General features: G+C 59.1%; 20 protein-coding genes. 11 read left to right on the forward strand and 9 right to left on the reverse strand.

Going from position 1 to position 18,302, the window contains the following annotated elements; all coding sequences use genetic code 11:
• Window positions 1-468: 468 nt before the first annotated feature.
• Both rhtA and ACYZT5_RS15445 read left to right on the forward strand, forming a co-directional pair.
• On the forward strand, window positions 469-1,356 hold the full coding sequence (gene rhtA, locus ACYZT5_RS15440) for a threonine/homoserine exporter RhtA (protein WP_462051853.1): 888 nt from the start codon (window positions 469-471) through the stop codon (window positions 1,354-1,356).
• A 167-nt stretch (window positions 1,357-1,523) separates the two neighbouring features.
• Window positions 1,524-1,805 carry a hypothetical protein gene (locus ACYZT5_RS15445; RefSeq protein ID WP_041069802.1) on the forward strand — a complete coding sequence of 94 codons (282 nt, stop codon included), beginning with the start codon at window positions 1,524-1,526 and terminating at the stop codon, window positions 1,803-1,805.
• Between the two features lie 15 nt (window positions 1,806-1,820).
• Here ACYZT5_RS15445 and ACYZT5_RS15450 read toward each other — a convergent pair whose 3' ends face one another.
• Window positions 1,821-2,381: a TetR/AcrR family transcriptional regulator gene (locus tag ACYZT5_RS15450; RefSeq protein ID WP_462051854.1), complete on the reverse strand. Its 561-nt coding sequence runs from the start codon at window positions 2,379-2,381 to the stop codon at window positions 1,821-1,823.
• A gap of 92 nt (window positions 2,382-2,473) precedes the next feature.
• On the opposite strand from ACYZT5_RS15450, the gene ACYZT5_RS15455 reads away from it, so the two are divergent.
• Both ACYZT5_RS15455 and ACYZT5_RS15460 read left to right on the forward strand, forming a co-directional pair.
• Window positions 2,474-3,202 (forward strand): SDR family oxidoreductase, encoded by a 729-nt coding sequence (locus ACYZT5_RS15455; RefSeq protein WP_462051855.1) that lies wholly within the window; start codon window positions 2,474-2,476, stop codon window positions 3,200-3,202.
• A 36-nt stretch (window positions 3,203-3,238) separates the two neighbouring features.
• Window positions 3,239-3,829: a 2-hydroxychromene-2-carboxylate isomerase gene (locus ACYZT5_RS15460; protein ID WP_462051856.1), complete on the forward strand. Its 591-nt coding sequence runs from the start codon at window positions 3,239-3,241 to the stop codon at window positions 3,827-3,829.
• A gap of 54 nt (window positions 3,830-3,883) precedes the next feature.
• Here ACYZT5_RS15460 and ACYZT5_RS15465 read toward each other — a convergent pair whose 3' ends face one another.
• The 4 genes from ACYZT5_RS15465 to ACYZT5_RS15480 form a co-directional block, all read right to left on the reverse strand.
• Window positions 3,884-5,692, reverse strand: coding sequence for an aminopeptidase P family protein (locus tag ACYZT5_RS15465; RefSeq protein WP_462051857.1), 1,809 nt, complete (start codon window positions 5,690-5,692; stop codon window positions 3,884-3,886).
• A 65-nt stretch (window positions 5,693-5,757) separates the two neighbouring features.
• Entirely contained in the window at window positions 5,758-6,915 is a 1,158-nt protein-coding gene (locus ACYZT5_RS15470; protein WP_462051858.1) for a cysteine desulfurase family protein, read from the reverse strand.
• Between the two features lie 204 nt (window positions 6,916-7,119).
• On the reverse strand, window positions 7,120-7,743 hold the full coding sequence (locus ACYZT5_RS15475; RefSeq protein ID WP_462051859.1) for a LysE family translocator: 624 nt from the start codon (window positions 7,741-7,743) through the stop codon (window positions 7,120-7,122).
• A 94-nt stretch (window positions 7,744-7,837) separates the two neighbouring features.
• Window positions 7,838-8,107: a hypothetical protein gene (locus ACYZT5_RS15480; protein WP_462051860.1), complete on the reverse strand. Its 270-nt coding sequence runs from the start codon at window positions 8,105-8,107 to the stop codon at window positions 7,838-7,840.
• A gap of 401 nt (window positions 8,108-8,508) precedes the next feature.
• Here ACYZT5_RS15480 and msuE point away from each other — a divergent pair, with 401 nt between their 5' ends.
• The 4 genes from msuE to ACYZT5_RS15500 all read left to right on the forward strand — a co-directional run bounded on the left by msuE (window position 8,509) and on the right by ACYZT5_RS15500 (window position 12,691).
• Window positions 8,509-9,072: an FMN reductase gene (msuE, locus tag ACYZT5_RS15485; protein WP_462051861.1), complete on the forward strand. Its 564-nt coding sequence runs from the start codon at window positions 8,509-8,511 to the stop codon at window positions 9,070-9,072.
• A 10-nt stretch (window positions 9,073-9,082) separates the two neighbouring features.
• A complete protein-coding gene (gene ssuD, locus ACYZT5_RS15490; protein ID WP_101206980.1) occupies window positions 9,083-10,228 on the forward strand; it encodes an FMNH2-dependent alkanesulfonate monooxygenase in 1,146 nt (381 codons plus the stop codon).
• 150 nt (window positions 10,229-10,378) lie between these two features.
• On the forward strand, window positions 10,379-11,566 hold the full coding sequence (locus ACYZT5_RS15495) for an acyl-CoA dehydrogenase family protein (protein WP_462051862.1): 1,188 nt from the start codon (window positions 10,379-10,381) through the stop codon (window positions 11,564-11,566).
• A 21-nt stretch (window positions 11,567-11,587) separates the two neighbouring features.
• Window positions 11,588-12,691, forward strand: a complete 1,104-nt coding sequence (locus tag ACYZT5_RS15500) for a sigma-54 interaction domain-containing protein (protein WP_201182558.1) — start codon at window positions 11,588-11,590, stop codon at window positions 12,689-12,691.
• On the opposite strand, the gene ACYZT5_RS15505 is transcribed toward ACYZT5_RS15500, so the two are convergent.
• Window positions 12,688-13,053, reverse strand: a complete 366-nt coding sequence (locus ACYZT5_RS15505) for an antibiotic biosynthesis monooxygenase (protein WP_462051863.1) — start codon at window positions 13,051-13,053, stop codon at window positions 12,688-12,690. The genes ACYZT5_RS15500 and ACYZT5_RS15505 overlap by 4 nt on opposite strands.
• Window positions 13,054-13,148: 95 nt before the next feature.
• Between ACYZT5_RS15505 and soxR the strand changes: the two genes are divergently transcribed.
• Window positions 13,149-13,616, forward strand: coding sequence for a redox-sensitive transcriptional activator SoxR (gene soxR / locus ACYZT5_RS15510; protein WP_462051864.1), 468 nt, complete (start codon window positions 13,149-13,151; stop codon window positions 13,614-13,616).
• Window positions 13,617-13,741: 125 nt separating this feature from the next.
• On the opposite strand, the gene ACYZT5_RS15515 is transcribed toward soxR, so the two are convergent.
• The 3 genes from ACYZT5_RS15515 to ACYZT5_RS15525 form a co-directional block, all read right to left on the reverse strand.
• Window positions 13,742-14,512 (reverse strand): MetQ/NlpA family ABC transporter substrate-binding protein, encoded by a 771-nt coding sequence (locus tag ACYZT5_RS15515; protein WP_462051865.1) that lies wholly within the window; start codon window positions 14,510-14,512, stop codon window positions 13,742-13,744.
• A 75-nt stretch (window positions 14,513-14,587) separates the two neighbouring features.
• Window positions 14,588-15,253, reverse strand: coding sequence for a methionine ABC transporter permease (locus ACYZT5_RS15520; protein WP_462051866.1), 666 nt, complete (start codon window positions 15,251-15,253; stop codon window positions 14,588-14,590).
• A 2-nt stretch (window positions 15,254-15,255) separates the two neighbouring features.
• Window positions 15,256-16,470, reverse strand: a complete 1,215-nt coding sequence (locus ACYZT5_RS15525) for an SfnB family sulfur acquisition oxidoreductase (RefSeq protein WP_462051867.1) — start codon at window positions 16,468-16,470, stop codon at window positions 15,256-15,258.
• A 267-nt stretch (window positions 16,471-16,737) separates the two neighbouring features.
• Between ACYZT5_RS15525 and ACYZT5_RS15530 the strand changes: the two genes are divergently transcribed.
• A complete protein-coding gene (locus tag ACYZT5_RS15530) occupies window positions 16,738-17,196 on the forward strand; it encodes a VOC family protein (protein WP_462051868.1) in 459 nt (152 codons plus the stop codon).
• Window positions 17,197-17,409: 213 nt separating this feature from the next.
• Window positions 17,410-18,285, forward strand: a complete 876-nt coding sequence (locus ACYZT5_RS15535) for an alpha/beta fold hydrolase (protein ID WP_462051869.1) — start codon at window positions 17,410-17,412, stop codon at window positions 18,283-18,285.
• Window positions 18,286-18,302: the final 17 nt, after the last annotated feature.

Here is an 18,302-nt window from a genome sequence, read left to right on the forward strand (position 1 = left end):
CGCGCATTCTACAGCAGCCTCTGTTGCTGTCAAGCGGTTATTTTTCGAAGTTTTCAAAGTTTCCTTTGTAACTTCAACCACTTGCGCTTCCGATCTCTCGTTAGCGGGAGGCGAATTCTACAGCGTTACTCGCTGCTGTCAACACCTCTTTTACACCGCTTTCGACCGAGAAGATCGAATCGTTAAAAGAGCCAAACAACCCTGCTCTTTCAACTCCTTCTGGCTTCGATGACCTGAAGCGTAACCGCTGGCGAAAACTGCGTAACTCATTGTTTACCAAGGAGTTTTCCGTTTCGACTGCGCCGGAAGTGGGGCGAATTATAGACTTCCAGAATCTGCCGTCAAGACCTAATTACGCTTTTCTATAAGGATGTTCAAAATCGCTGCTATATATAGACGCACCCGCAACGAATGCGCAGTATATTGCCCAACAACACTCTCGCTTTCTACTTCGGACGATGCCACGCAATGAATGACCAGCGCCGCAGCCTTGCCTCGACTCTGTTTTCGGTTGGCCTGCTATTGATAGCCATGGCATCGATCCAGTCGGGAGCCTCCCTTGCTAAAAGTATGTTCCCCATTATCGGCGCGCAAGGGACCACCACCCTACGACTGATCTTCGCCAGCGTGATCATGATGCTGATACTGCGCCCCTGGCGAGCGAAGCTCACCGCAAAATCCCTGCGCACTGTCATCGTCTACGGGATGGCGTTAGGCGGCATGAACTTCCTCTTCTATATGTCTTTGCAAACCGTCCCCCTGGGGATCGCGGTTGCACTGGAATTCACCGGCCCACTGGCGGTAGCCATCTTTGCGTCACGTCGCGCGATCGACTTTTTGTGGATCGCCCTGGCCGCCATCGGTTTAATGCTGTTAATACCTACGGGAGAAACGACTGCGGGAATCGATCTGGTAGGCGCCGGTTATGCATTGGGCGCGGGTGTCTGCTGGGCGCTGTACATTCTGTTCGGCCAAAAGGCCGGCGCCGACAATGGCGTGCAGACCGCGGCACTGGGGGTGATGATTGCGGCACTATTTGTAGCTCCTATCGGCATTGTCCATGCTGGCGCTGCGCTGCTCACTCCGTCACTGATCCCCGTGGCGATCGCTGTCGCCATTCTGTCCACCGCCGTGCCCTACACGCTGGAGATGATCGCCCTCACCCGAATCCCAACCCGGACCTTCGGCACGTTGATGAGCATTGAACCTGCGATCGGCGCACTGTCAGGCCTGTTGTTTCTCCATGAGTACCTGTCACTGTCACAATGGATGGCCATCATGTGCATCATTCTGGCTTCCATAGGCGCGACCATGACGATGGGGAGCGCGGCCAAGCCTGCAGTCGCTGCAGATTGAGACAGGATTTGACGAGGGTCTGGTATTTGCCGCGCAATTAGGCCATGTTTAGGCCCGTAACCCAGTGTCAGACATGGATTTTTCAGATAGGGATATCAGAACGCTTGAAGCGAAAGCGAATGCAGCCAGACCCGGGCGCAAAGATCCGGGACGCTATAAGGACAGCAATGAAACGAATTTTGATACTGATCGCCGTACTTGCGGTTGCGGGCTGCGCGGCGACATCGAAAACCCAGGTAAAACACGGCAAGAAAGGTCTGCATATCAACTGTTCCGGGCTCTCGTCATCCTGGGACAAGTGCTACACCAGCGCTGCCAACTCGTGCGCACCCAAAGGTTACAAGGTCATCGCCAAATCGGGGGACGCCGTGGAGGAACCAGGCGATTACCCGTTCGGCCTCAACCCTGCCGGCTATACCAGCCGCAGCATGATCGTCATCTGCAAATAGGTTGATGCCGCCTTGTCAGGTTCGTGGACCTGCAATCTGGCGGCCAATCTCATCGTAACTGGACTTCAGCACCGCGCGCTGGATGTCTGGAGTGGCCAGCATTCGTGCCACGACCATCGCACCGATACATTGCGACAGAATCGCCCATGCCAGGCTGTCGCTTTCCAGAACCTGCGCCCAACTCTCCTGAAGCCGACAAATCCAGTGCTCCGCCTGCTGACGAATCATCACGTCTGAACGGGCAATCTCAGCCCCCAATACCGGCAAAGCACAACCGGATTCCGGGTGCTCCACATGGGCCATGCTCAGGTAGTGTTTCAGGCAGCGCTCGAGCTTGTCACGATTCTGGTCCGCCCCTAAACGCTCCAGGCTTTGGCACAGCTCACGCTCGACGATCGAGGCGAACAGCTCATCCTTCGATGAAAAGTGACTGTAGAAAGCCCCGCCACTCAAGCCGATCGCCTTCATCAAACCGTCGACACCTACCGTTGAAAAACCTGACTTCTTGGCCGACACCGCACTGCTTTCAAGTAGTTTCTCTTTGGTTTCCAGTTTGTGATTGGCCGAGTAACGCATTGCCTTGCCCTCAGGATTGATCGCCTTGACGCTTGCCGAATCGTAGCATAACGTTCGTTCAGTTAACGATCGTTTAGCAAAGGGATCTACCCATGAATAACAAGAAGGTCGTACTGGTTGTAGGCGCAGGGGATGCCACTGGCGGCGCCATTGCAAAACGCTTTGCGCAGGAAGGATTTGTGGCGTGTGTCACCCGCCGCAGCGCGGACAAACTCCAGCCGCTGGTGGATGCCATCAAGGCCGATGGCGGAGAAGCCCACGGTTTTGCCTGTGATGCGCGCAAGGAAGAGGACGTGATTGCGTTGGTCGAGCAGATCGAAAGCCAGATTGGCCCAATCGAAGCGTTCGTTTTCAACATCGGCGCCAATGTGCCTTGCAGCATTCTCGAAGAAACCGCGCGCAAATATTTCAAGATTTGGGAAATGGCCTGTTTCTCAGGTTTTCTCAACGCTCGTGAAGTGGCCAAGCGCATGGCCAAGCGTCAACGGGGCACTATCTTGTTCACCGGTGCCACCGCAGGCATGCGTGGAGCCGCGGGGTTTGCGGCTTTTGCCGGCGCCAAGCACGGGATTCGCGCCCTGGCGCAAAGCATGGCTCGAGAACTGGGACCGATGAACATTCACGTCGCCCACGTCGTAGTCGACGGTGCCATCGATACCGATTTTATCCGCGAGAGTTTCCCCGAGAAGTACGCGACCAAGGAACAGGACGGCATTCTCAATCCTGAGCACATCGCCGAGAACTATTGGTACCTGCACAGCCAGCCCCGTGACGCATGGACCTTCGAGCTGGACCTGCGTCCCTGGAGCGAACGCTGGTAAACCCACCCCTAAAATAATAAGCAGAGCGCATCGACCATGAGCAAAACCGTAGAGTTCTATTTCGACCTCGGCAGCCCCGCCACCTACCTGGCTTATACCCAACTGCCGAAGATCTGCGAGCAGACCGACAGCCAGCTGATCTACAAGCCGATGTTGCTGGGCGGGGTCTTCAAAGCCACCGGCAACGCTTCACCGGCAACCATACCGGCCAAGGGCCGTTACATGTTTCAGGACCTGGACCGCTATGCCAAGCGCTACGGCGTGCCGCTGAAGTTCCAACCGCACTTTCCTATCAACACTCTGATGCTGATGCGCGCCATCACCGGCATGCAGTTGCGCCATCCAGAACGCTTTCAGCTGTTCATCGATTGCCTGTTTCACGCACTTTGGGTTGAAGGCCGCGACCTCGATGATCCGGCGATTGTCGCGTCAGTCCTGACACAGCATGGTTTTGATCCAAATGAGGTGCTGGCCCTGACTGCCGATGAGGAAGTCAAAGCCGCTCTCAAGGACAACACAGAGAAAGCAGTGCAACGGGGCGTATTTGGTGCCCCGAGCATGTTTGTCGATAATCAGCTGTTCTTCGGTCAGGATCGCCTGGACTTCGTCCTTGAAGCCCTGCGTTAAATCTCGTCGACCACATGAGCCAGGCGCTCTATGAAGCGCCTGAACTCCAACCGATCAAATAGCCGCAGTGCGGGTGTTCAACCACTCAAGAGCTGCACCGTCGAGCAACGGGCTCAAGCGCTCGCGCACCTCGGCGTGGTAGGCGTTGAACCACTGTTTTTCGTCATCCGTCAGCAACGACGGCTCCAGGCAACGAGTGTCGATCGGGCACAACGTCAGGGTTTCAAACTTCAGGAACTCACCGAATTCGCTTTTGCCCGCCTCGCGGTTCAACACCAGGTTCTCGATCCGCACACCCCAGCGTCCCGGACGGTAAGTGCCTGGCTCGATGGAGGTGATCATGCCCGGCTGCATTGCAGTGTGTGGCGCGGCGGCGGCTTGGTAGGCGATGACCTGCGGGCCCTCGTGCACGTTGAGGAAGTAGCCGACGCCATGACCGGTGCCATGACCGTAATCAACGCTTTCAGCCCAGATCGGCGCGCGGGCAATCGAATCGAGCAGCGGCGACAGAATGCCTTTCGGGAATTGCGCACGGGACAGCGCAATCACGCCTTTGAGTACCCGCGTGCAATCGCGCTTCTGCTCATCGGTGGGCGTACCGACCGGCACCATCCGGGTGATATCGGTGGTGCCGCCCAGGTACTGGCCGCCGGAGTCGATCAACAACAGACCATCACCTTCGATCACCGCATGTTCTTCTTCGGTGGCGTGGTAGTGCGGCATTGCGCCATTGGCGTTGAACGCGGCAATGGTGTTGAAGCTCAGCGATACATATCCCGGACGTCGGGTACGCGCTGCCGTCAGGTGTTCGTCGATGGTCAGTTCAGTGATGCGCTCACGACCCAACGCTGTGTCCAGCCAAGTGAAGAATTCGCATAACGCCGCGCCGTCCTGCTCCATGGCCTGACGAATGTGCTCGGCATCGGCCAGGCTTTTTTGCGACTTGGCCAACGTCGTCGGGTTCAGGCCTTCGACCAGCTTCACGCCGCTGTCCAGGTTATCCAGCAACCCGGCGGTGACGCGCGCCGGATCGACTTGCAGACTCGCCCCGCTCGGTACGGCGCGCAAGGCGGCGGCCACTTCGCTGTAGTCGCGCAGGGTCACGCCGTCCTGTTCGAGGACTGCGCGCAGCTCGGCATCGACCTTGCTCAGCGCCACGAACAGGGTTGCCTGCTGCTGGCTGATCAAGGCAAAGGAAACAAACACCGGGTTGAACGACACATCGCCGCCGCGCAAGTTGAACAGCCAGGCAATGTCATCGAGGGTGGCGATGAAGTGCCAGTCGGCACCGCGACCTTTCAAAACCTCACGCAGCTTGGCCAGTTTCTCGCCGCGGCTGACAGTCGCCTGAGGCGGCAGGTGTTGATAGATCGGTTCATTCGGCAGCGTCGGACGGTCGCTCCAGACTTCGCTCAACACGTCGATGTCGGTGCGCAGACGTGCGCCGCGTTCTTCGAGTTTGCCACCCAACGTACGCGCCGAAGCCACGGCCATCACTGCACCATCTACCGCGACGACGCCGCCTTCGGGGGTTTGCTCGGCCAGCCAGTCCAGCGGGCCGGGTTGACCCGGTTGCAGTTTGACCAATTCGATACCGCTGCCCTTGAGTTCCTTGGTCGCTTGTTCCCAATAACGGCTATCGGCCCAGACACCGGCAAAGTCCGGCGTAACGATCAGCGTGCCGACCGAGCCATGGAAGCCCGACAACCATTGCCGTCCTTGCCAGTAACCCGGCAGGTATTCCGAAAGATGCGGGTCGGCCGACGGCACCAGCAGAGCGTGAATGCCCTCCCGGCTCATCAGTTCGCGGGTTTGCGCCAGGCGTTGGGGTACCGATCCATTGATCGAAGGCTGCGTACTCATCATGTCTCCTGCTAATCACTTCATCATTATTGTTGAGTGCCGATCAACGCCGGCACTTTCAGACCTTATTGCCAAAATGCCGGAGCACTGGCGCAGGCCGCTTTAATCAGGTGTACCGCTTGGTCGATGTCCTGCTCGGTGGTGAACCGGCCCAGGCTCAAGCGAATGGTGCGACTCGCCGAGCGGGCGTCGTGCCCCAGGGCCAGCAGCACATGGGAGGGAGCATTGCTGGCGGAGTTGCAGGCCGAGGTCGCAGAAAACGCGATCGAGCTACTCAGCGCCGCGGAATTGAACTCGCCTTCGTTGAAGGTCAGGCTCAGGGTATGGGGAATGCGATGGGTCGGGCTGCCATTGAGCCGAACCCCGGGGATGCTCAGCAGTTGCTCGAGCAAGCGTTCGCGGAGCCGCACGATCGTGGCTTTTTCTTCCTCGAACGCGGCGGCTGCCAAGGCGAAGGCCACGCCCATGGCGGCGATCTGGTGAGTCGCCAGGGTCCCGGAACGCAAACCGCCCTCGTGACCGCCGCCGTGGATCTGCGCCTGCAAGCGCTGTTGCGCGCGAGGCCCGACATACAACGCGCCGATGCCTTTGGGGCCATAGAGTTTGTGGGCGGAAAAGGACATCAGATCCACCGACCACTTGGCCAGATCGATCGCCACTTTGCCCGCGCCCTGGGCCGCGTCGACATGGAACAACGCATCGCGATCACGCACTACCTGACCGATGGCCGGGATGTCGTTGAGGGTGCCCAGCTCGTTGTTGACCAGCATCAGCGACACCAGAAAGGTGTCTTCACGCATCGCTTCGCTGACCGCTTGCGGGGTAATCAAACCCTCGGCGTCAGGCACCAGATAAGTCACCGCAACACCGGCGTCCTGCAACTGCTTCGCCGTGTCGAGAATCGCTTTGTGTTCGATCTGGCTGGTGATGATGTGGCCGCCAGAAACGCCGCGGGCCTGGGCCACGCCCTTAAGGGCAAGGTTGTTCGATTCGGTGGCGCCGGAGGTCCAGACGATCTGTTGCGCCTGAGCGCCGACCAGTTCCGCGACCTGTTGCCGTGCCTGCTCGACCGATTGCCGGGCCTGTTGACCGAACGCATGGGAGCTGGACGCTGGATTGCCGAAATTGCCGGTAAAACCCAGACACTCGACCATCACCTTGATGACTCGCTCATCCACCGGCGTAGTGGCGGCGTAGTCGAAATACAACGGACGTTTATTCATAAAAGACTCGCAGAGCGTGTTCCGGGATCAGGAAGCTCGTCACTGAAACGTCAAAGCGCAACCTCGTGAGCTGCGCCGATCGTTCAGAGCGTTAGAAATACCTGATCGGAGGCCGTTAAAGAAGAACAACTTCATTTAAAAGTGCGTAGGAACGCTCCTGAAGTCGAGCTTAACAGGCATCGGCCAACCGGTTGAAGCAATGCGTCAGCTAAAGCTATCGAGCAACAACGGATACAGCGAAGCCACCAGCAGCAAGGCCATGCCCCAATTGAACAATCGCAACCAGCGGCGATCCTTCAGCACGTTGCGCAACAATGTGCCGCAACCTGCCCAGACACCGACGCTCGGCAGATTGATCACGGCGAACACAGCCCCTATCACGATCACGTTGGTGAAGTAGCCTTGCATTGGCGTGTAGGTGCTGATGGCACCGATGGCACCGATGGCCATGATCCAGGCCTTGGGATTGACCCACTGAAAAGCCGCCGCGCCCAAGTAACTGATCGGCTTGCTCTCGCCCTTTTCGCTCTCGGAGACCGGCCCGGAGTGCGCGATTTTCCACGCCAGATACAACAAATACGCCGCGCCGACGTAACGCAGAACGCTGTAGAGCAAAGGATAGGTTTGAAACACTGCGCCCAAGCCGAAACCTACCGCCACCACCAGCACGAAGAAGCCGCAGGTGATGCCAAGCATATGGGGAATGGTGCGGTTAAAGCCGAAGTTCACACCCGATGCCAGCAACATTGTGTTGTTGGGCCCGGGAGTAATCGAGGTGACGAGAGCAAACAGGGCGAAGCCCAGCAGCAAATCGAGCGAGAGCGTCATGGCAGCGGTCCATCAGGTCAGTCAGGTGTTGACCCTATCGCACGCCTTGAGGGAAACCCATGGACAGTTACGTAAAACTTCGACCAGTACAGTCTCAGCTAGGACGACCGTGAAGCTGTACAGCACGTTCCGCGTTCATTTCGCCTTGTTTGTCGAAACTGACCGACTTTTGCGGTTGGCCGAGCAATTCGGCTTTCTTCGCGTGGTACTCCTCGAAAGACAGACCGCGACGATTCAAGGCCTCAAGCGCCAGTTCCTTGGTTTCTTCGGCGGTGTAGGGCCGTAATTCCGGAGAAACATGGCTAGCACATCCGGCGAGAACGGAGACTGCAAGCAGCAAGAAAGTAGCGATTAGAGGTTTCATTGTGACGTCCTGACAGCTGGGTTCGGGGCAATGAACACAGGCTACGCCGGGCATCCGATCAGCAGAAATCAACGTTCTCGATAGTGGCTATCGACTTTAACTAACGCTGCTCAGCCAGACCGCTTCATATCTCCAAACGATCTATAAATATTAATTTATGGTCTTTTACGGAATAACACAGAGCCTTTATAACAACTCCATCGCTTCACTGCACTGTTGCCCAGGCAACTGTTCGCCAGGCAACAGTCATTCAACAAACAGCTCTGCTAATCGAACAGCATCTACCGGCCAACGCGCTGAAAGCCCCGTGAATCGGGGCTCCGAGGGATTGGTACAGCTCTTGCTCAAAGTTAGTGACTACTCACTGCTCCCTGAGCAACTGTTTAAAAAGGAACTGATTCATGTCGCGTCCATTGAAAGTCGTTGCCCTCTCCGGCGGTACCTGGCGTCCGTCTCGCACGTTGGTGCTGACTCAGGCGCTGTTGGCGCAGCTGGCCGAGCAATTACCGATTGAAAGCAAGCTGATTGAACTGGGTGACATCGCCCGACCGTTGGGCGCCGCGCTGTCCCGTCAGGAATTGAGCGCCGAGATCGAAGCCGAACTGCACGCGATCGAGAACGCCGACCTGCTGATCGTCGCTGCGCCGGTTTATCGCGGTTCCTACCCTGGACTGCTCAAGCACTTGTTCGACCTGATCGACCTCAACGCGCTGATCGACACGCCGGTATTGCTGGCCGCCACCGGTGGCAGCGAGCGTCATGCACTGGTGCTCGATCACCAGTTGCGACCGCTGTTCAGTTTCTTCCAGGCCCTGACGTTGCCCATTGGCGTCTATGCCACCGAAGCCGACTTCTCCAATTACCAAATAACCAGTGAGCCCTTGAAGGCCCGCATACGCCTAGCTGCAGAACGCGCCGCGCCGTTGTTCGGCGTGCACCCCAAAAATCTGCTGAAAATCGCTTAAGGATTTCTTCATGGATGTTTTCTGGTTTCTGCCGACTCACGGCGACGGCCATTACCTGGGCACCACTCAGGGCGCACGCCCGGTGACACTCAACTACCTGAAACAAGTGGCCCAGGCTGCCGACAGCCTCGGCTACCACGGTGTACTGATCCCAACCGGACGCTCTTGCGAAGATTCGTGGGTCATTGCTTCGGCGCTGGTGCCGCTGACCGAACGCCTGCGTTATCTGGTGGCGATCCGGCCGGGAATTATCTCGCCGACGGTCTCGGCGCGCATGGCCGCTACGCTGGATCGACTGTCCAATGGCCGCTTGCTGATCAACGTGGTCACTGGCGGCGACCCGGATGAAAACCGTGGCGACGGTATCTTCCTCGATCACAGCGAACGCTACGAAGTCACCGACGAATTCCTGAAAATCTGGCGCCGGGTGCTGCAAGGCGAATCAGTGGATTTCGAAGGCAAACACCTGCAAGTACAGAACGCCAAGGCGCTGTATCCGCCGGTGCAGAAACCCTATCCACCGCTGTACTTCGGCGGCTCTTCCGAAGCCGCCCATGAACTGGCCGCCGAGCAGGTTGATGTCTATCTGACGTGGGGCGAACCACCGGCCGCCGTGGCGGAAAAACTGGCCGATGTGCGTGAGCGTGCAGCGCGAAACGGTCGCACGGTGAAGTTCGGAATTCGCTTGCACGTGATCGTCCGCGAGACCGCTGAAGAAGCCTGGAAAGCCGCGGATAAACTCATCGAGCACATCAGCGACGAGACCATCGCGGCAGCGCAGAAGTCGTTCTCGCGTTTCGATTCAGAAGGTCAGCGGCGCATGGCAGCGTTGCATGACGGGCGTCGCGACAACCTGGAAATCTCCCCCAACCTGTGGGCCGGCGTCGGCCTGGTGCGCGGTGGTGCCGGGACGGCGCTGGTGGGCGATCCGCAGCAAGTGGCGGCGCGAATCAAGGAGTACGCGGACCTGGGGATCGAGAGTTTCATCTTCTCCGGCTATCCGCACCTCGAGGAAGCTTATCGCTTTGCCGAGTTGGTGTTCCCGCTGTTGCCTGAGCCGTACGCCAGCCTGGCGGGGCGCGGCGTCACTAATCTCACCGGGCCGTTTGGCGAAATGATCGCCAATGATGTGCTCCCGGCTAAAGCCTCGGCCTGACCCAGAAACCCTGTGCTGATCGTTCCCACGCGCAGCAAAGGAATGCAGCCCGTGACGCTCCGCGTCACTGGACGCAGAGCGTCCCTAGAGGCATTACCACGCAGAGCGTGGGAACGATCAGCGTATGTCGCCAGAAAGAAGGAACCCCGCGTGACTGCCAAGCCGCAAAGCGCCCTGTTGTCCCCCTTGCAGACCGCCCGCCGATTGGCCGCCGAGTTTGCCCTGACCGCTGTAGAGCGCGATGAACGTGGCGGTACGCCCAAAGCTGAACGTGACGCCTTGCGCCACAGCGGTCTGCTCGCGTTAAGCATTCCCACCCAGTATGGCGGCCTCGGCGCCAGCTGGAGTGACACCCTGACCATCGTGCGCGAGTTCGCCAAGGTCGACAGCTCGATTGCCCATGTCTTCGGCTTCCATCACCTGATGCTCGCCACCGTGCGCCTGTTCGCCCGGCCCGAGCAGTGGCAGCCGTGGTTCGAACAGACGGCTCGCAAGAACTGGTTCTGGGGCAACGCCCTCAACCCGCTGGACACCCGCACCGTGGTGAAAAACCTCGGGGGCTGGCGTGAGTTTTCCGGCAAGAAAAGCTTCTGCTCCGGCGCCAGCGATTCGCAAATGCTGATCGCCTCGGCGGTGGATGAAAGCGCTGGCGGCAAGCTGTTGATCGCCGCGATTCCCAGCGGTCGCAGCGGCATCACCTTGCACAACGACTGGAACAACATGGGCCAGCGCCAGACCGACAGCGGCAGCGCGACGTTCGAACGGGTGCGGGTCGAAGAGTCGGAGTTGCTGCTCGATCCGGGTCCGCTGAGTACGCCATTCGCCTGCCTTCGGCCGTTGATTGCCCAGCTGACGTTCACGCACATGTTCCTCGGCATTGCCGAAGGTGCCTTCGAAGAAGCGCGGCAATACACCCTCACCGAAACCCGTCCATGGCACAAATCCAGCGCTCAGGATGTGCGTCAGGACCCTTATGTACTTAGCCACTACGGTGAGTTTTGGGTGGCCCTCGAAAGTGTTCGACTGCTGGTCGAGCGCGCTGCCGGGTTGCTCGACAAGGCCTGGGCCAAAGGCCCGAACCTCAGCGCCGAAGAACGCGGGCACCTCGCTACCGCCATTGCCACGGCCAAGGTAGCTGCCACTCGCAACGGTCTGGAACTCTGTAGCCGATTGTTTGAAGTGACCGGCGCCCGTTCGACTCATGCCTCACTGCGACTGGACCGCCATTGGCGCAACCTGCGCACGCAAACCCTGCACGACCCAGTGGATTACAAACTCCATGAACTGGGTGACTGGGCGTTGAACCAGTCCCTGCCGATCCCGACTTTCTATTCATAGCCTTATTCATGGAGCCTGCCCATGCAACTGCTGACCTTACCGCCCTCACCCGCCCTGGCCACCTCGATCCGCGCCACGGCGCAGGTGTTCGAAGACCCTAAATCCCAAGCCTTGCTCGCCCACATTCAACAAGTCGCACCCAGTGAAGCCAGCGTACTGATCATCGGTGAAACCGGCACCGGCAAGGAACTGGTGGCGCGGCATATCCACAACCTCAGCGCCCGCCGCAACCGGCCATTTGTGGCGGTGAACTGCGGCGCGTTCTCTGAATCCCTGGTGGAGGCCGAGTTGTTCGGCCATGAAAAAGGCGCCTTTACCGGTGCGCTGAGCGCCAAGGCCGGCTGGTTCGAAGAGGCTGACGGCGGCACGTTGTTCCTCGATGAAATCGGCGATTTGCCGATGGCGATTCAGGTCAAATTGTTGCGGGTGTTGCAGGAGCGCGAAGTGGTGCGACTGGGTTCGCGCAAGAGCATTCCCATCAACGTGCGCGTGCTGGCCGCGACCAATGTGCAACTGGAGAAAGCCATCAACGCCGGGCATTTCCGCGAGGATCTGTACTACCGCCTCGACGTGGTCAGCCTGGAGTTGAGTCCGCTGCGCGACCGCCCCGGCGACATCCTGCCGCTGACCCGACACTTCGTCGAAGCCTACAGCCAGCGCCTCGGTTACGGCACCATCACCATCAGCAAAGAAGCCGAACTGAAACTGCGCAGCTACAGTTGGCCGGGCAACATCCGCGAACTGGAAAACGTCATTCACCACACCCTGCTGATCTGCCGTAACGGTGTGATCGAACGCGACGACTTGCGCTTGTCGAACATGCGCATCGAGCGTCAGGACGATTACCACAGCAACGTCGACGACTCACCGGAAGCCCTGCTCGATCGGGCCTTTCAAAAGCTCTTCGAAGAACAGGCCGGCGCGCTGCACGAGAAAGTCGAAGACGCTTTGCTGCGGGCGGCCTATCGATTCAGCCATTACAACCAGGTGCACACCGCTGCGCTGCTGGGGTTGAGCCGCAACGTAACGCGCACACGACTGATCAAGATCGGCGAGCTGGCGGTGAACAAGCGCCGGCCCACGGAAAATCTCCAGGGCGAGCGTGTCATGCAGCTGTCGATCTAACCCACCAGATTGCAGTGCAGCGCGTTGTCGTGGCTGCGTTCCAGGCTGTGCAGCACCTGGAACGAGCCGAAGGTCACGGTTTTCGCCTGATGGGCGCGGATCAGCTGCCAGAAATCCTGCTCGCCGCTTTCAAAGTTTTGAAACGCGGCTTCTCCCGCCTCTCGTGTTTGCCATTGCAGGTAGTTGAGCACCCGCCGGCCATCGTCGCTGGCCTGGATGCTGGCACTCAGAAAACCGCTGTAGCCCTGGGCGAGGCGCTCGGTCTGTTTCGTCAAGGCCGACACCAGCGCGGGCTGTTGATGGGGTTCGATCTCGAATTCGATCAGTTGGGTGAAGCTGCGATTTTTCTCTGACGCTTGCATGAATAGTCCCCACTTACGTGTAAGCCGGATCTTGCGATCCGAAGGCTTGCAGGGTAAAACCTTGAGTTAACTAGAGGTCAAGGGGCATTTTTTAAATGATCACCTCGGAAAACTTGCACAAGGAACTCACCGTCGGCCAATTGGCTGCGCGCAGCGGCGTCGCGGTCACGGCGCTGCACTTTTACGAGTCCAAGGGTTTGATCAAAAGCAATCGCAACCAAGGCAACCAGCGGCGTTATCCACGGGAAGTGTTGCGGCGGGTGGCGTTGATCAAAGTGGCCCAGCGGCTGGGAATTCCATTGGCGGAGATTGGCGAGGCGCTCAAGTCCCTGCCGGATAACCGCGCCCCGACGGCGGCGGACTGGAAGGTGTTGTCGGCGCAGTGGAGTCGGGATCTGGATGAGCGGATCAATCAACTCGTGCTGCTGCGGGACCGGCTCAATGGCTGCATTGGGTGTGGGTGTCTGTCGATGGAGGCGTGTCCGTTGCGCAATTTTGGCGATGTGTTGGGGGAGCGAGGGCCCGGGGCGCAGCTGCTGGAATCGGGAACTGACCCGAAATAGCGGCGCGGCCTTCGCGGGCAAGCCACGCTCCCACAGGTTCTGTGTTGTTCGCAATTATTACAAACGACGCAAAACCTGTGGGAGCGTGACTTGCCCGCGAAGGCGTCTTCAAGGCCGACCGAAGTTTAGAACCCCGGCGCAATCTGCCCTTTGTAGCGGGTCAAAATGAACTGCCGAACCTCATCGGAATTCAAAGCCTTGGCCAGTTTCTGCAAGCCTGGATCATTGATGTTGTCCGGCCGCGCCACTAGAAACTCGATGTACAAACTCTTGCCCTTCTCGACGATCAACGCGCTGTTGGTGTCGATTCCCGCTTCCAGGGCGTAGTTGGCGAAGACAAACGCCAGGTCCACCTGGCTCACCGAACGCGCCAGCAGCGCACCTTCCAGTTCACGAATTTTCAGGTGCTTGGGGTTTTCGATGATGTCGCGCTGAGTGGCCAGGGTGTTACTCGGGTCCTTGAGTTTGATCAGGCCGGCTTCGTGTAGCAGCACCAGTGCGCGCCCGGTGTTCACCGGATCGTTGGGAATCGACACCGTGGCGCCATCCTTCAGCTCGGCGATGTTTTTGATTTTGGTCGAGTAAGCGCCAAACGGTTCGATGTGCACGCCGACCACCGGCACCAGATCGGTATGGCGGGTCTTGTTGTAGTCATCGAGAAACGGTCGGTACTGGTAATAGTTGGCATCGAGGTTCTTCAAGGCCAATTGCTGGTTGGGCTGGATGAAGTCGGTGAAGACCTTGATGTCCAGGTCCACGCCTTCCTTGGCCAGGGTCGGCTTGACGAATTCGAGGATCTCCGCGTGCGGCACCGGGGTGGCGCCGACGATGAGTTTTTCGTTGGCGTGAACGTTGAACGACAGGACGGCAGCCAGAATGGCCAGGGTCTTTTTCATGCTGTGCTCCTAGGCAGATTGAGTGGCCGTCGTGGGGCGGACGTTGGGCCGTTTTTTAATGTTTGAATCGAATGTCTATCGTCGGCTGTAGCGCGCAACCAATCGGTCGCCCGTCACTTGCAGGGCCTGGACCAGGATCAGCAACAGCACCACGGTGACCACCATCACGTCAGTCTGAAAACGCTGATAGCCGTAGCGGATCGCCAGGTCGCCAAGGCCACCGCCGCCGATCACCCCGGCCATCGCCGTGTAATCCACCAGCACAATCGCGGTCACCGTGACCGCCGCCAGCAGCCCTCCCCGGGCTTCGGGCAACAAGGTGTGGCGGATGATCTGCCAGGTGGTGCCGCCCATGGCCTGAGTCGCTTCCACGACCCCGCGATCGACTTCGCGCAAGGCGGTTTCGACCAGGCGCGCGAAGAACGGCGTGCAACCCACCACCAGTGGCGGGATAGTCCCCGGCACGCCGAGGGAGGTGCCCACCAGCAACGTGGTCAGGGGAATCAGCACGATCAGCAAAATGATGAACGGCAGCGAGCGCAGCATGTTCACGATCACCGACAGCACCCGATAAATCCCGACCGCTTCATGCAATTGGCGCTTGCCGGTGAGGAACAGCACCACGCCCAGCGGCAGCCCCAGCAGCACGGTAAAACCGAGGGCGGCACCGAGCATGCTCAGAGTGTCGAGACAGGCCTGGGCGATGTCGGCCCAATAGATGTTTTTCAGCCACTCGGCCATGGTCAGGACCAGTCGTGACGCGGGGGTTTGACGCCATTGAGCAGCCAGTTGCCGACCACGTGGTATTTCCAGCGTACCGGGTCATGCAGGGTATGGACCCGGGCGTTGCGCCAATGAAGGTCGAAGTTGTGCTTCCTCAGGGTCGAGCGGGTGCCGCCGAGTTCGAAGAGCTTGTTGCTGGCTTCGATGGCGATTTCGGTGGTCAGCACTTTAGCTTTGGCGACGGCCAATGAGGCTTGCGCGACGTTGTCTTCGTCAGGTGCCGAACGTGCGGCATCCAGCGCCCAACCGGCGCGTTCCAGCAAGGCTTCGGCCGCTTCCAGACGAATCTCCAGGCCGCCGACCTGAATGATGGTCAGCGGATCTTCACTGGCCTTTTCCACACCCGCATCGATCCACGGCCGAGCGAATTTCTGAACAAATGTGATGGTGTCGCGCAGGGCCGCACGGGCGATGCCGGCGTCAATGGCCGCGGTGGTCAACTGCGCAAACGGGCCCGCCAGGGTGGGTGTTTCATAAGAGCGATACGTCGGGAACAGATTGAACGCCGAGACGTGCAGGTCCTCAGCCAGCACCGTGCCGCTGGAGGTGGTGCGCTGACCGATGCTGTCCCAGTCGTCGACGATCACCAGCCCTTTGGTTCCGCGCTCGACAAAGGCCAACTGGCCCTTCTGCTCTTCGTCCAGCGCCAGCACCGCCAGCCAGTGGGCATAGAGCGAACCGGTGCAATAACCCTTGCGACCGTTGATCACATGGCCGTCGCCGTAACGGCGCAGGGTCGCCTGAATATCCTGCACGTTCTTGCCGCCGGTTTCCGACAAGGCATTGGCAAAGCGGTGACCTTGCAGCGCCAGCCCGAAGAAGTGCGCTTGCTGCTCAGGCGTGCCTTGCAGGCGAATGTCTTCCAGCAGGCAGTAATGGTTTTGCGGGATTTGCCCAAGGGACGGATCGGCCGCCGAGATGATCGCGATGACCTGCGCCAGCACCGCGTAGGACACCTGCGCGCCGCCAAATGCTTTCGGCACGCTAATGCCCCACAAACCGCTGTTGGAATACAAATCGACGATCTCGGCGGGCACCTGACGCGTGCGATCGCGCTCGGCGTCTTGCTCCAGCAAGATCGCGGCGACACGTTTAGCCACACGCAGGGCTTCGGCTTCGTCGGTGATCCGATGGGCGGCCGGAGGGTTGATCCGATAAACGGCAGATTCAGGCATACAAGTCTCTCGGTACCAATGTTTACCGGAGGGTATTGCAGCTTCTGTGCCTGACCGTCCGAACCAATGTTTTCGGGGAGTTCAGGGCCTTTCAAAGGTGTTTTCGATGAGAAACCCGAGCAATCTGCTGCTTCGCTGTTGATGGCTGAACAGTGACTGCTGCTCGTCGGGGGTTCGGTCGAGCGAAAAACGCTGACCTATAGTTGTTCGACCGGAAATCGGCGAAGGAACACCTTTTCACTCACGACAAGAACAGGGAGAACCATCATGAGCGTCAAACCCATTCCAGAGGGGTATCACAGCATCACCCCGTATCTGGGCATTCAAAAAGCGGCCGAAGCCATCGAGTTCTACAAGAAAGCCTTTGGTGCCACCGAAGTCATGCGCCTGTCCATGCCCGATGGCGGCATCGGGCATGCCGAACTGCGCATCGGCGATTGCCCGATCATGCTCGGCACGCCTTGCGATCAGGGCCCTTTGAGCAATCCGGACACGTCGCCGTCCGTGGGCCTGCATCTGTACGTGAACGATGTGGACGCGTCTTATAAACAGGCGATTGCGGCGGGTGGCACGGTGGTGTCCGAGGTCAAGGATCAGTTTTATGGCGACCGCTCGGGGACCTTGAAGGATCCCTATGGGCATCTGTGGTTTCTGGCCACGCGCAAGGAAGATCTGACGCAGGAGCAGATTGAGCAGCGGGCGAAGGAGATGTTTCAAAAGGGTTGAACCCAATGATCGTTCCCACGCTCTGCGTGGGAATGCAGCCCGGGACGCTCCGCGTCCCAAAGCGGACGCAGAGCGTCCATTGAGGCATTCCCACGCAGAGCGTGGGAACGATCTTGGTTCTACACACTTCATGAACAAGCGCACCACGCTTTGCGCCTTGTCGTAAGGACTCAACGATTTCAGGATGCTGGCATCTATTAAAAGGAGTCACCCATGTTCGCCGGATTCCTGAAAGACCAGCGCCACGTCAACGGTGTAGACATTGCCTACCGCATCGGCGGCAGCGGGCCGGGTTTGTTATTGCTGCACGGTCACCCGCAAACCCACGTCATCTGGCACAAGATCGCCGAACAACTGGCCGAGCACTTCACCGTCATTGCCGCCGACCTGCGCGGTTACGGCGACAGTGGAAAACCGCCGGCCAACGATCACCACACTCACTATTCCAAACGCGAAATGGCTCGGGACAGCGTCGAGCTGATGAAGTCCCTGGGCTTCGAACAGTTCTCGGTGCTGGCCCACGACCGTGGCGCCCGCGTTGCCCATCGGCTGGCCCTCGATCATCCCGCTGCCGTGCAACGCATGGTGCTGCTCGACATCGCGCCCACCCTGTCGATGTACGCGCAAACCAACGAAGCCTTTGCCCGCGCCTACTGGCACTGGTTCTTCCTGATCCGCCCGGCACCGTTGCCGGAAACATTGATTGAAGCTGATCCAGAATCTTATCTGCGCAGCGTGATGGGCAGTCGCAGCGCCGGGCTCAAACCGTTCACGCCTGAAGCATTCGCTGAGTACCTGCGCTGCCTGAAACTATCGGGCACCGCGCGCGGTATCTGCGAGGACTATCGCGCCAGCGCCAGCACGGATCTGGAGCATGACCGCGCCGATATCGCAGCCAGCCGTCATTTGAATCTGCCGTTGCTGGTTCTATGGGGTGCAGAAGGCACGGTCGGGCGCTGTTTCGAACCGCTCAAGGAATGGCAACACGTCGCCACTGACGTGCGTGGCAAGGCGCTGCCCGCCGGCCATTACATCGCCGAAGAAGCCCCCGAACTGCTGCTCGCTGAAGTGCTGGGTTTCCTGCTCTGATCGCTGCACCCCACTGC

This window comes from Pseudomonas sp. LB3P14 (assembly GCF_054898045.1).